Raw genomic sequence first — 12,059 nt, forward strand, 5'->3', positions numbered from 1 at the left:
GCCGAGCCGATCCGGAGTCAGCCGAGCCGGTCGCGGAGTCGCCGAGCCGGTCGCGCAGTGGCCGAGCCGGTCGCCGAGTAACCCGCGCTCCGGACGCAAGCCCCTGACACCGGCGCGACCGGAAGTCATCGGACGGCGGCTCAGGTTAGGCTCACCTGTGTGAGTACGTGCGCGACCGTCTCGCGGGCCCTCGACGAGCCCGTTTCCGGCACCGCGCCCACGGCGACGACCTGGCTGCTGCTGGAGCAGCCCGGCCCGTGGGGCGCCAAGGCGCTCGTATCCAGCCACCTGGATCGAGCGCTGGGCCGCGCCCTGGAGGCCGCCGCCGAGGGCACCGGCGTCCGCGTCGCGCTGATCCGGCGCCCCGGCCGCCACGCCGACCTCGGCACGCCGGCCGTGCGCCAGGTGTACGCCGCGCACACCGTCCCCGGCGGCGTCTGGCTGCACGGCGCCGCCCTCACCGACCCCCGGCGCCTGCTCGACCTGGACTTCGCCGCGCTGGGCCGCGGCGACCACACCACGTTCGACACCGCACTGGACGGCAGCCCGCACACCGGCGACCCGCTCGCGCTGGTGTGCACCAACGGCAAGCGGGACCGCTGCTGTGCCCTGCTCGGCCGGCCCCTCGCCGCGGAGCTCATCTCGTCCGGCGTGGCGGGCGTCTGGGAGGTCACCCATCTGGGTGGTCATCGCTTCTCGCCGACCGTGCTGGTGCTGCCGTACGGCTACGCCTACGGCCGCGCGCAGGCGCATGCCGTCAAGGAAGTGCTGCACCAGGCCCATGAGGGCCGTGTCGTGGTCGAGGGGTGCCGGGGCGCGTCGGCCTGGGAGCGTCCCGGACAGGCGGCGGAACTGGCCGTGCGCAGGAGCGTGGGCGAGTACCGCGCGGAGGCGCTGCGCGTCGTGGAGACGAGGGGCACGGCCGCCGGCTGGGAGGTGGTCGTCGCGCACGTCGACGGCCGCCGCTGGCGGGTCACCGTGGAGCAGGGCGCGTCGCAGCCGCCGCGCCCGGAGAGCTGCGGGGCAGCGGTCCTCGGCACGCCCGCGCGGATGGACGTGGTGGCCGTCGAGGAAGTGCACGCGACGCCGTCTTGATCACGCATTGACGCGCCCCGGGACGCTCGCTGATCAAGGGTCGAGACCTCGGCGATCAAGGTACAGGTCAAGCACTGGTCAAGAGATCCGGGCCACACCCCTACGGCTCCACCGGCAGGGCCACGTACCGTCTGGGGTATGAGCCCCACTCCCCCCGCACGCCGTCTGCGCCTCGGGCTGCCTCGGCGGGTGTTCTCGCAGGTACTGCTGATGCAGGTGGCGATCGCCGCGGGCGTCGCGGTGCTGGCGACCGGGCTGTTCCTGGCGCCGCTCAGCCATCAGCTGGACGACCAGGCGATGCACCGGGCCCTCGCCATCGCGCAGACCACCGCGCAGCAGCCGCAGATCGCCGAGGACCTGCAGACCACCGCGCCCAGCGTCACCGGCCCGGTGCAGCGGGAGGCGGAACGGATCCGCACGGCGACGCACGCCGAGTACATCGTGATCATGAACCGGGACGGCACCCGCTGGTCGCACACGGACCCCGAGCAGATCGGCCGCCACGTCTCCACCGACCCGCGTCAGGCGCTGTCCGGCGAGGAGGTCATGGAGATCGACAGCGGCACCCTCGGCCGCTCGGCACGCGGCAAGGTGCCCCTGCGCGACGCGGACGGCAACATCATCGGGGCGGTGTCCGTCGGCATCGCCTACGACAGTGTGCGGGCGCGCCTGATCAGCGCGATACCCGGGCTGCTCGCCTACGCCGGCGGGGCCCTCGCCGTCGGCGCCCTGGCCGCCTGGCTCATCTCTCGGCGCGTCCAGCGGCAGACCCGGGACCTGGCGTTCTCCGACATCTCCGCACTGCTCGCCGAGCGCGAGGCCATGCTCCACGGCATCCGCGAGGGCGTGGTCGCCCTGGACCGCGCCGGCCGGATCCGGCTGCTCAACGACGAGGCACAACGTCTGCTGGGCATCGGCGAGGAGGCGGTGGGGCGCTCCCCCGACGAGGCGCTCGGGGACGGCCGTACCGCCGACGTGCTGGCCGGCCGGGTCACCGGCACCGACCTGCTCACCGTCCGCGGGCACCGCGTCCTGGTCGCCAACCGGATGCCCACCGACGACGGCGGGGCGGTCGCCACGCTGCGCGACCGGACCGAGCTGGAACAGCTGGGCCGCGAGCTGGACTCCACGCGCGGGCTCATCGACGCGCTGCGCGCCCAGGACCACGAGCACGCCAACCGCATGCACACGCTGCTCGGCCTGCTCGAACTGGAGATGTACGACGACGCCGTCGAGTTCGTCGGGGAGGTCGTCGGCGACCACCGGGTCACCTCGGAGCAGGTCACGGAGAAGATCCAGGATCCCCTGCTGGCCGCGCTGCTGGTGGGGAAGGCGACCGTGGCGGCCGAGCGCGGTGTCGCCCTGTGGATCTCGGACTCCACCTGGCTGCCGGACCGCCTGGTGGACCCGCGCGGGCTCGTGACCATCGTGGGCAACCTGGTGGACAACGCGCTGGACGCCGTCGGTGGCACTCCGCACGCGCGCGTGGAGGTCGAACTGCGCGCCGAGGACCGTACGGCGGTGCTCCGGGTGCGCGACACCGGGCCCGGCATCCCGGAGGAGCAGCGGGAGCTGGTGTTCACGGAGGGCTGGTCGACGAAGAAGCCCCCGGCGCACGGCAAGCGGGGCATCGGCCTGTCGCTGGTGCGCCGGCTCGCCGAACGCCAGGGCGGCAGCGCGACGGTGGGTGAGGCCGAGGGCGGCGGCGCGCAGTTCACGGTCGTCCTGCCGGAGGCGCTGGCCGCGCCCGAGCTGGAACTGGAACCGGCCCTGGCCGCGCCCGCGGACCCGGCCACGGCCGGCGAGGAGGAGGCCCGATGATCGAGGTCCTGGTCGTGGACGACGACGCGCGGGTCGCCCGGGTCAACGCCGCCTACGTGGAGAAGGTGCCGGGCTTCCATGTCGCCGGGGAGGCGCACAGCGCGGCCGAGGCGCTGCGGCAGATCGAGACGCTGCCCCGCCTGGACCTGATCCTCATGGACCACTACCTGCCCGACGAGACGGGTCTGGAGGTCGTCTCGCGGATGCGGCGGCGCGGCCTGGAGACCGACGTGATCATGGTGACGGCGGCGCGGGACGTCTCCACGGTTCAGGCGGCGATGCGGCAGGGAGCGCTGCAGTATCTGGTCAAGCCGTTCGCGTTCGCGGGGCTGCGCGCCAAGCTGGAGGCGTACGCGCAGCTGCGGCGCACCCTGGACGGCGGCGGCGAGGCGGAGCAGGCGGACGTGGACCGCATCTTCGGCGCCCTGTCGGCGCCGTCCGAGCCGGGGCTGCCCAAGGGGCACTCCCCCACCACCGCGGAGCTCGTCCGTCAGGCGCTGATGAACGCCGAAGGGCCGCTGTCGGCCCAGGAGATCGCGGAGCGGACGGGGCTGAGCCGGCAGACCGCGCAGCGCTATCTGAAGCTGCTGGAACGCACCGGGCGGGCGCGGCTGACGCTGAAATACGGCGACGCGGGCCGCCCGGAACACCGTTACGTGTGGGCGACCCGCGCCTGAGGCACGGCCGTGGGGCGTGGGAAGGGGCCGTACCCGCCCTGGGATACGGATGACGGCCCCCGGGCTTCTCGACGACGCTGCGGATGCCCGTCGCCGGCCCTCCCGACGTGTCAGCCGGTCGCCTTCTTGACGAACTCGGTCGTGTAGGTCTTGTCGAGGTCGACCTCGGCGTTCTTGATGTTGGGGTTGAACGCCTTGAGCACCTTCTCGACGGTCTCGGGACCGTTCGCCGGCATCACGCCGTCCTTGGTGAACATCGGCAGCGTGCTCTTGATGGCGGCGGCGTAGAGGACCTTGTTGCCCTGGGAGTAGTCGGCGGGCATCTTGTCGGCTATCTCGGAGGCGCTGTGCGTGGACATCCACTTGAGCGTCTTGACGAATGCATTGGCCAACTTCTGGACGGTGGCCTTGTGGCTGTTCACCCAGTCCGTCTGCATGTACAGACTGGACGACGGGTACGGTCCGCCCAGCGCCGCCTGCGAGCCCTCGGGCGTGCGCATGTCGAGCAGGATCTTCCCGGCGTTCTTGTCCAGGATCGTGGTGACGGTCGGGTCGGTGGTCATGCCGCCGTCGATCGAGCCCTTCTGGAGGGCGGAGATGAAGGTCGGTCCGGCGCCGACGGCGACCGGGGTGAACTCGCTGACCTTCACGCCGTTGGTGACCGCGAGGTACTTGGTGAGGAAGTCCGTCGAGGAGCCGAGGCCGGTGACACCGAGCTGCTTGCCCTTGAAGTCCTTGGGCGAGGTGATGTCCTTCGCGGCCTTGTTGGAGACGACCTCCACCTCGCCGGGCGCGTGCGAGAACTGCACGACCGACTCGACGGCCTTGCCCTTCACCTGGAGGTCCAGCGTGTGGTCGTAGAAGCCGACGGCTCCCTGGACCTGCCCGGAGACGAGCGCGGTCTCGGCCTGCACACCGGCCGGCTCGCTCAGCAGCTCCACGTCCAGGCCCTCGGCGTCGAAGTAGCCGAGGCGCTGGGTGAGCATCGCCGGCAGGTAGATGACCTTGTCCAGGCCACCAACCATGATCTTGACCTTCTCCCCCTTGCCGTCACCCTTGCTGCCCGCCTGGGCGGAGCCGCTCGCGGCGTCGTTGGCGCAGGCGGTGAGGGTGGACAGGGCGAGCAGGCCGGCGGTGGCCAGGGAGGCGTATCTGACGGTCCGGCGGGGGTTCGTGCGCATGTGGGTCACGTCCTTGACAGAGGGCTGGGCAGACGGCGGGGGTGAAAGGGGGCGGGGCGTCAGCTGTCGGAGCCGGAGGTCTTCCAGCGGAAGATGCGGCGTTCGGCGAAGGTCAGCAGTCCCTCGGCGAGCAGGGCGACCACAGCGAGGATGACCATCGCCGCGTACACACCGGCGGCGTTGAAGGTGCCCTGGGACTGCGCGACGAGCAGGCCGATGCCCTTGGTGGCACCGATGTACTCGCCAACGATGGCGCCGATGAGGGCGAAGCCGAAGCTGACGTGGAGGCTGGTGAAGATCCAGGACGTGGCCGACGGGATGACCACCTGGAGGGTCACCCGGCGGTCGCTCGCGCCGAGGATCCGCGCGTTGGCGACGAGGTTGCGGTCGACCTCGCGGGCGCCCTGGAAGGCGTTGAAGAACACCGGGAAGAAGACCAGGACGACGGCGGAGGCCACCTTGGAGACGGGGCCGAGGCCGAACCAGATGACGAAGATCGGAGCCAGCACGATCCTCGGGATCGAGTTGAGCACCTTGATGTAGGGCCCGAGGACATCGGCGAGGAAGGCGATCCGCCCGAGGGCGATACCGAGGACCACACCGGCGATGACACCGACGATCCACCCGACCAGGGCCTCGTACAGCGTGTACCAGATCTGCTCGCCGAGGGATCCGAGCGCCGTGCCGTGCAGGACCCACGTGGAGATCTGGTCCCAGATCTGCGAGGGCATCGAGAAGTTGAACGGATCGATGACCTTGGTCCGGGAGAGCAGTTCCCACAGGCCGAGCACGGCGACCAGCAGCAGGGCGCGGGCGGACGTGACGACGACCTTGCGTCTGCGGGCGGCACGCGCGCGTGTGGACGCGCGGTCCGGGGTCTTGGCGGTCTCGACGACCGGTGTGCTGAGCACCTCAGGCGACATGGGCGGCACCCCTCTCGCGGGTGATGCGCACCTCTTCGCCGAGGCACTCCCAGATCTCGCGGTAGATCTCCAGGAACCGCGGCTCCAGGCGGACCTCCTCGACCTTGCGGGGTCGCGGCAGGTCGATGTCGAAGACCTGCTTGACGGTGGCCGGGCCGGCCGTCATCACGACGACCTTGTCGGCCAGGGCGATGGACTCCTCCAGGTCGTGGGTGACGAACACGACGGACGCGCGCGTGCCCTCCCACAGCTCCAGCAGCTCGTCCGACATCAGGGCCCTGGTCTGCACGTCGAGCGCAGAGAACGGCTCGTCCATGAGGAGGATCTCGGGGTCGTTGACGAAGGTCGCGGCGAGCGCGACACGCTTGCGCTGGCCTCCGGAGAGCTGGTGGGGGTAGCGGTCCTCGAAAGCGGCGAGACCGACCCGGGCCAGCCAGGCGCGCGCCTTCTCCCTGGCCTCCGCCTTCGGTACGCCGCGGAAGCGGGGGCCGGCCATGACGTTGGACAGCACCGTGCGCCAGGGGAAGGTGGCGTCCTGCTGGAAGACGAAGCCGACCTTGTCGCCGACGCCGCGCACCGGCTCCCCGGCGACCAGGACCTCGCCCTCGCTGGGCTCCTCCAGACCGCTGACCAGCGTCAACGTGGTCGACTTACCGCAGCCGGTCGGTCCGACGACCGCCACGAACTCGCCCCGCCGCACGACGAGGTCCAGGTCCCTGACGGCCGTGTGCAGACCGCCGGACGGAGTCCGGAAGGTTTTGCCTGCGCCCCGCAGCTCGATGGCGGGGCTGGTGTCTGTGCTCATGGGCCGGGACCGTAGATGTGGCCCGGGCCACAGCAGCAGTCTTGTGAGCACATGCGGTTCTTTTGCTTTCAACAGCCTGTTGTGCTCGTTTTGCTCGCGCTACAACAACGGAGCCGAAACACGGGTGAAACACCCGTCAGGCCTTGACGGAAAGAGGCCCGATGATTGACGTCCTGGTCGTGGACGACGACTTCCGCGTCGCCGAGATCAACGCGAAGTACGTGGGAAAGGTTCCCGGCTTCCGGGTGGCCGCCCGCGCACACAGCGCTGCGCAGGCCCTGGCCGCCGTGGAGCGGGGCGGGATCGACCTGGTGCTGCTCGACCACTACCTGCCCGACCAGACCGGTCTCCAGCTCGTGCACCGCATGCGCCAGCAGGGTCACGGCACCGACGTCATCATGATCACGGCGGCCGGCGATGTGACGACCGTGCAGACCGCGATGCGCCTGGGCGCGCTGCACTACCTGGTGAAACCGTTCACCTTCGCCGCGCTGCGCACCCGCCTGGACTCCTACGCCGCCCTGCGCCGCACCGTGGACCGGGTCGGCGGCCGGGGCGTCGCCGGCCAGGAGCAGGTCGACCGCATCTTCGGCGCTCTGCGGACCGCCCCGGCACCCTCGTCACCGGGGCTGCCGAGCGGGCACTCGGAACCGACCACGGACCTGATCTGCTCGGTGCTGCACCGCGCCGGCCAGCCGCTGTCGGCGCACGAGGTCGCCGCCCGCACGGGCCTGAGCCGCTCCACCGCCCAGCGCTATCTGCGCCATCTGGAACAGGCCGGCCGCCTGCGGCTCTCCCTGAAGTACGGCGACACGGGCCGCCCGGAACACCGGTACGCCTGGGTGGCGCCGTAGGGCGCCCGGGACTCCGTCGTACGTCCCCGACGGCCCCGGGGCCCGGGCAGCGGCTCCTAGACGGCGCCCGCGCCCGTCAGGGACCGCACCTCGGTCTCCGCGTGCTTGGCCTCGTCGGGTGCCTCGGAGGAGGTGACCGTGCCGAGCCAGCCCGCGAGGAAACCCAGCGGGATCGAGACCAGGCCGGGGTTCTCCAGCGGGAAGAACTGGAAGTCGACGCCCGGGAAAAGCGAGTCAGGGCTGCCGGAGACCACCGGGGACAGGGCGACGAGCAGCAGGGACGGGACGAGCCCGCCGTAGACGGCCCATACCGCGCCGCGCGTGGTGAAGCGGCGCCAGAACAGCGAGTAGAGCAGCACCGGCAGGTTCGCCGACGCGGCCACGGCGAAGGCGAGACCCACCAGGAAGGCCACGTTGAGGTCGCGGGCGAGCAGTCCGAGGGCGATCGCGACCACGCCGATGCCGACGGCGGCGGTCCGCGCGACGGCGACCTCGCTGCGGGGCGCGCTTCCGCGGCGTCGCAGTGAGGCGTACAGGTCGTGGGCGACGGAGGCGGAGGAGGCCAGCGTGATGCCGGCGACGACGGCGAGGATCGTCGCGAAGGCGACGGCGGCGACGACCGCGAACAGCACGGTGCCGCCGGTGGAGTCGGGTCCGCCGCCCAGGTCGAGCGCCAGGAGCGGCACCGCGGTGTTCCCGGCCGCGTTGGACTGCCGTACCGCCTGCGGGCCGACGATCGCCGCGGCGCCGAACCCGAGGACGATCGTCATCAGGTAGAAGCCGCCGATCAGGCCGATCGACCAGATCACCGAGCGCCGGGCGGCCCGGGCCGTGGGCACGGTGTAGAAGCGGGACAGGATGTGCGGCAGCCCGGCCGTGCCCAGGACCAGCGCCAGTCCCAGGCTGATGAAGTCGAACCGGGCGGTCCAGTCCGCGCCGTAGCGCAGCCCCGGCGCCAGGAACGCCTCCCCGTGACCGCTGCGGTCGGCGGCGGTCAGCAGCAGCCGGTCGAAGTCGCCGTGGAAGCGGACCAGGACGAGCACGGTCAGCGCGATGGTGCCGCCGAGCAGCAGCACCGCCTTGACGATCTGGATCCAGGTGGTGGCCCGCATCCCTCCCAGCGACACGTAGATCACCATCAGCGCCCCGACGCCGATGACGGTCCAGGACTGCGCCGCGCCGCTCGTGCGCCCCAGCAGCACGGCGACCAGGCTGCCCGCACCCACCATCTGCGCCACCAGGTACAGAACGGACACGGTGACCGAGGACGTGCCCGCCGCGATCCTCACCGGCCGCTCCCGCATCCTCGCCGCGACCACGTCGGCGAGGGTGAACCGGCCGCAGTTGCGCACCAGTTCGGCGACGAGGAACAGCACCACCAGCCACGCCACGAGGAAGCCGACCGAATACAGCAGCCCGTCGTAGCCGTACAGCGCGATGAGTCCGGAGATGCCGAGGAAGGAAGCGGCCGACATGTAGTCACCGGCGATGGCAAAACCATTTTCCATCGGGGAGAAGAGCCGCCCGCCGGCATAGAACTCCTCGGCCGAGCCGCGCCGATGGCGGCTCACCCAGGTCGTGATCGCCAGGGTGACCGCGACGAACATGCTGAACAGGGCCAGCGCCAGCGTCTGGTGGTTTCCCGTCATACGGCACCGCCCCGTACGCCCCGGGTCATCTCCTGGGTGTCCCAGCGCAGTTCGAGCGCCGCCCGGTCCCGGCGCAGCCGCGCGTGCCGTGCGTACGCCCAGGTGAGCAGGAACGTGCTGAGGAACTGCCCGAGCCCGGCGACCATCGCCACGTTCACCGCGCCGACCACCCGGTGGGCCATGAGGCCCGGAGCGGTCGTCGCCGCCACGACGTACCCGACGTACCAGACGAGGAATCCGGCGACCGCCGGCACCACGAACCGCCGGTACCGGCTGCGGACCTCCTGGAAGGCCGCGCTGCGCTGCACTTCGAGGTAGACGTCGGCTGCCGCCACCTGCTCCCGCTCCCGGCGCGCGGCCGGAACGGCGGCCGCCGCCGGGGAACCGGCGACCGACTCGCCCCACCCGGAGGCGAGCGCGTCGTACCAGGGGTCGTCGTACCGGGTGCCCTCGGGCGCACCGACGGCGGAGGGAGCGGAGCGTTCCCCGGGCGCGGAACCGTCGTGGCCGCCCCCGTGTGGGCGACCGTTACGTGACTGCATGCCCAAGGATGGACAGAACGGGAAGATCCCTGACTCTTCTTCCTCCGCTCTTCACCCCATCAGGTGACTCACCCCGCCGGCGGCCGTGCCAGCCCCTTCGCGTAGGCGTAACGCACCGCCTGCGCCCGGTCCTTCAGCCCGGTCTTGGCGAACAGGTTGTTGATGTGTGTCTTCACCGTCGCCGTGGACACGTGCAGCCTCTCGGCGATCTCCTGGTTGCTCAGGCCCTCCGAGATCAGCCGCAGGACCTCCGTCTCGCGCGCGGTGAGCCCGTCCGGCGCCTCGGCGGGCGCCCGCGGCGGCGGCTCGGGATCCGACAGCCGCTCCAGCAGGCGCCGTTGGATGCTCGGGGACAGCCCGGCGTCACCGGACAGCACGCTGTGCACGGCCCGCACGATCTCGTCCCCGCCCGCGTCCTTGGTCAGATAGCCGCGTGCGCCCGCGCGCAGGGCCGGGAACAGCGAGTCGTCGTCGGCGAAGGTGGTCAGGACCACGACCTGGGTGCGGGGATGCTCCGCGCGGATCCGCCGGGTGGCCTCCACGCCGTCGCAGCGGGGCATGCGCAGGTCCATCAGCACCACGTCGGGGTCGAGTTCCGCGACGAGCTTCACCGCCTCGTCCCCGTCCCCCGCCGCGCCGACCACCTCCACGCCGGGCAGCAGCCCCAGCAGCATCACGATGCCCTCCCGGACGACGGTCTGATCGTCCGCGACCACGACCCGGGCGGCGGCGGCCGCCCCCTCCCCCTCGGTCATACCGGCACCCTCAACGTCACCACGAACCCTTCCTCACCCGGTCCGGCGTCGAGCGAGCCGCCCAGCAGCTCGGCACGCTCGCGCATCCCGAGCAGACCGTACCCGGCGCCCGCCCCGGCGAGCTCCCCCGGTTTGCCCCCCGAGTCCCGTACCTGGAGGGCCACTTCGTGCTCGGCGTAGTCCAGCCGGATCTGGACCTTGGCCCCGGGAGCATGCTTGCGGACGTTGGTCAGGGCCTCCTGCGCGACCCGGCGCACGGCCTGCGACGCCTCGGCCGGCAGCGGGCGGCGATCACCCGTGACGGTGACCCGCGCGCCGTCGGTCTGCCGGACGAGCTCGCCGAGGAAGTCCTCCACCGGGGTCAGCTCGCCGCGCAGCGCGGAGAGCGCCTGCCGGGTCTCGGCGAGCCCGTCGCGGGCCATGCCTCTGGCCGCCACGACCCGTTCCAGGATCTGGTCGCGGTCCGCGCCGCGCTCGATCAGCAGCCGGGCCGCCTCCAGGTGCACGAGCTGCGCGGAGAGGCTGTGGGCGAGCACGTCGTGGATCTCCCGGGCGATCCTGGCCCGCTCCGCCAGGGCCGCCGACTCCGCCTCGGCGGCCCGCGCGGCCCGCTCCTGGGCGAGCAGCCGCTGGGCGTTGCCGCGGGCCTCCGCGTCCAGGCGCAGGGCGTACCCGCCGAGGGCCAGGCCGGCCGTCGTCACGGCGGTGGTCAGCCACGCGTCGTTGTTGACGGTGGCGTACGCCTGGAAGGAGACCCAGGTGACGGGCAGCGCCGCCGCGAGGGGCAGCCGCTCCAGCGCGGCGACCCCGCATGCGCACCAGATGACGAGCGCCGGCACCTTGAACCCGGCGGCCTGCGCGCCGACCGCCAGGGCCACGAGCACCAGGGCCAGGGCCAGCGAGGGCACAAGCCGGTGGCCGAGGGTGGTGCGGAAGAAGCCCCAGCCGGCGACGGTGGCCGCGACCACGATCGCCACCGCGGCCGTGACGCCCCATCCGTGGACCCGCCCGCTGGTGAAGGAGCTCCACAGCAGCGCCCCGATCGCCACGAGCCGGACCGACCAGGCGAGCAGGCGCCTGGCCCGGGAGATCCCTTCGCGGCCGAGGGCTTCCCGGGAGGGCCAGCGCGTCCAGGCGTTGTCCTTCACACGCGTTCCTTCTCTGCCCACAGGGCCCTGTCGTCGTCGTACGCCGTCGCGGAGCCGATCTCGGGAGTCAGGGACCGGGCCCGCAGCACCAGGATCCCGGAGCGGACGAGGAGTGTGCACGCGAGGCCGAGCATGAGGGCGGAGCTGCCCTGGTGAATGCCCAGGGCCAGACCGAAGGCGATGAATCCCACGCGCAGGGCGACACCGGCGGCCCAGACCGCGCCGCTGGCCTTGGTGCTCTTGCTCCAGGTGGTGCCGTCCGCCTCCACCCACATACGGGTGGTCCACGCCCAGCCGGCGCCGGTGGCGACGGCTATGAGCAGCTCACCGGCCAGGAGCAGCACGGAACCGACGCGGTGGTGGGCGTCCAGCACGCCCGGTGAGCGCAGCGCCATGGCGGCGAGGACGACGGGCACCAGCCACCAGCGGCGGTCGGCGCTGACGCGGCGGGCGCTGAACTGGCGCCCGATCACCAGGGCGGCGACCGCGACGATCACCAGCGCGTTGACGAGCCCGGACATGGAGGCCTCCGTGAGCGGAACGAGGACCGGCAGCGGATGCCGCCGACGCCTACGAAGCTACGGAAAAGGCCAGGTGGGAGGGATCGGA

Annotated in this window: 12 protein-coding genes; 4 read left to right on the forward strand and 8 right to left on the reverse strand. The window is 72.1% G+C overall.

The features are described from left to right. Positions 1–159 precede the first annotated feature (159 nt). The 3 genes from ACF1AL_RS17055 (at position 160) to ACF1AL_RS17065 (ending at position 3,593) form a co-directional block, all read left to right on the forward strand. Positions 160–1,095 (forward strand): sucrase ferredoxin, encoded by a 936-nt coding sequence (locus ACF1AL_RS17055; RefSeq protein ID WP_391821378.1) that lies wholly within the window; start codon positions 160–162, stop codon positions 1,093–1,095. Between the two features lie 138 nt (positions 1,096–1,233). Then, complete coding sequence (locus ACF1AL_RS17060) at positions 1,234–2,916, forward strand: ATP-binding protein (RefSeq protein ID WP_391821379.1); 1,683 nt, start codon at positions 1,234–1,236, stop codon at positions 2,914–2,916. After that, the gene (locus ACF1AL_RS17065) at positions 2,913–3,593 is read left to right on the forward strand and encodes a response regulator (RefSeq protein ID WP_391821380.1); all 681 of its coding nucleotides are present in this window, start codon (positions 2,913–2,915) and stop codon (positions 3,591–3,593) included. The genes ACF1AL_RS17060 and ACF1AL_RS17065 overlap by 4 nt, the downstream gene beginning before the upstream one ends. A gap of 110 nt (positions 3,594–3,703) precedes the next feature. Here the strand turns inward: ACF1AL_RS17065 and ACF1AL_RS17070 are convergent, their stop codons facing one another. From ACF1AL_RS17070 to ACF1AL_RS17080, 3 genes are read right to left on the reverse strand one after another with little or no spacing between them, the layout of a single operon-like run. Further along, positions 3,704–4,774 (reverse strand): ABC transporter substrate-binding protein, encoded by a 1,071-nt coding sequence (locus ACF1AL_RS17070; protein ID WP_366836560.1) that lies wholly within the window; start codon positions 4,772–4,774, stop codon positions 3,704–3,706. 59 nt (positions 4,775–4,833) lie between these two features. Beyond that, positions 4,834–5,697: an ABC transporter permease gene (locus tag ACF1AL_RS17075; protein ID WP_391700862.1), complete on the reverse strand. Its 864-nt coding sequence runs from the start codon at positions 5,695–5,697 to the stop codon at positions 4,834–4,836. Continuing rightward, positions 5,687–6,502: an ABC transporter ATP-binding protein gene (locus ACF1AL_RS17080; protein WP_366836558.1), complete on the reverse strand. Its 816-nt coding sequence runs from the start codon at positions 6,500–6,502 to the stop codon at positions 5,687–5,689. The genes ACF1AL_RS17075 and ACF1AL_RS17080 overlap by 11 nt, the downstream gene beginning before the upstream one ends. Positions 6,503–6,663: 161 nt before the next feature. Between ACF1AL_RS17080 and ACF1AL_RS17085 the strand changes: the two genes are divergently transcribed. Next, positions 6,664–7,356, forward strand: a complete 693-nt coding sequence (locus tag ACF1AL_RS17085) for a response regulator (protein WP_366836557.1) — start codon at positions 6,664–6,666, stop codon at positions 7,354–7,356. Positions 7,357–7,412: 56 nt separating this feature from the next. On the opposite strand, the gene ACF1AL_RS17090 is transcribed toward ACF1AL_RS17085, so the two are convergent. From ACF1AL_RS17090 to ACF1AL_RS17110, 5 genes are all read right to left on the reverse strand, one after another. After that, positions 7,413–9,005 carry a cation acetate symporter gene (locus tag ACF1AL_RS17090; protein ID WP_391821381.1) on the reverse strand — a complete coding sequence of 531 codons (1,593 nt, stop codon included), beginning with the start codon at positions 9,003–9,005 and terminating at the stop codon, positions 7,413–7,415. Beyond that, positions 9,002–9,547: a DUF485 domain-containing protein gene (locus tag ACF1AL_RS17095; protein WP_366836555.1), complete on the reverse strand. Its 546-nt coding sequence runs from the start codon at positions 9,545–9,547 to the stop codon at positions 9,002–9,004. Before ACF1AL_RS17095 ends, ACF1AL_RS17090 begins: the two co-directional genes overlap by 4 nt. A 68-nt stretch (positions 9,548–9,615) precedes the next feature. Continuing rightward, positions 9,616–10,302, reverse strand: coding sequence for a response regulator (locus ACF1AL_RS17100; RefSeq protein WP_391821382.1), 687 nt, complete (start codon positions 10,300–10,302; stop codon positions 9,616–9,618). Continuing rightward, a complete protein-coding gene (locus ACF1AL_RS17105) occupies positions 10,299–11,450 on the reverse strand; it encodes a histidine kinase (RefSeq protein ID WP_366836553.1) in 1,152 nt (383 codons plus the stop codon). The genes ACF1AL_RS17100 and ACF1AL_RS17105 overlap by 4 nt, the downstream gene beginning before the upstream one ends. Further along, positions 11,447–11,971: a DUF1453 domain-containing protein gene (locus tag ACF1AL_RS17110; RefSeq protein ID WP_391821383.1), complete on the reverse strand. Its 525-nt coding sequence runs from the start codon at positions 11,969–11,971 to the stop codon at positions 11,447–11,449. Before ACF1AL_RS17110 ends, ACF1AL_RS17105 begins: the two co-directional genes overlap by 4 nt. Positions 11,972–12,059 lie beyond the last annotated feature (88 nt).

It is taken from the genome of Streptomyces sp. NPDC014801 (assembly GCF_043082085.1).
Lineage (GTDB): Bacteria > Actinomycetota > Actinomycetes > Streptomycetales > Streptomycetaceae > Streptomyces.

Coding starts and splice junctions, on each gene's coding strand:
- ACF1AL_RS17090 (WP_391821381.1), bottom strand. CDS start 9,005: ATGACGGGAAACCACCAGACGCTGGCGCTGGCCCTGTTCAGCATGTTC.
- ACF1AL_RS17095 (WP_366836555.1), bottom strand. CDS start 9,547: ATGCAGTCACGTAACGGTCGCCCACACGGGGGCGGCCACGACGGTTCC.
- ACF1AL_RS17065 (WP_391821380.1), top strand. CDS start 2,913: ATGATCGAGGTCCTGGTCGTGGACGACGACGCGCGGGTCGCCCGGGTC.
- ACF1AL_RS17060 (WP_391821379.1), top strand. CDS start 1,234: ATGAGCCCCACTCCCCCCGCACGCCGTCTGCGCCTCGGGCTGCCTCGG.
- ACF1AL_RS17080 (WP_366836558.1), bottom strand. CDS start 6,502: ATGAGCACAGACACCAGCCCCGCCATCGAGCTGCGGGGCGCAGGCAAA.
- ACF1AL_RS17100 (WP_391821382.1), bottom strand. CDS start 10,302: ATGACCGAGGGGGAGGGGGCGGCCGCCGCCGCCCGGGTCGTGGTCGCG.
- ACF1AL_RS17075 (WP_391700862.1), bottom strand. CDS start 5,697: ATGTCGCCTGAGGTGCTCAGCACACCGGTCGTCGAGACCGCCAAGACC.
- ACF1AL_RS17070 (WP_366836560.1), bottom strand. CDS start 4,774: ATGCGCACGAACCCCCGCCGGACCGTCAGATACGCCTCCCTGGCCACC.
- ACF1AL_RS17085 (WP_366836557.1), top strand. CDS start 6,664: ATGATTGACGTCCTGGTCGTGGACGACGACTTCCGCGTCGCCGAGATC.
- ACF1AL_RS17110 (WP_391821383.1), bottom strand. CDS start 11,971: ATGTCCGGGCTCGTCAACGCGCTGGTGATCGTCGCGGTCGCCGCCCTG.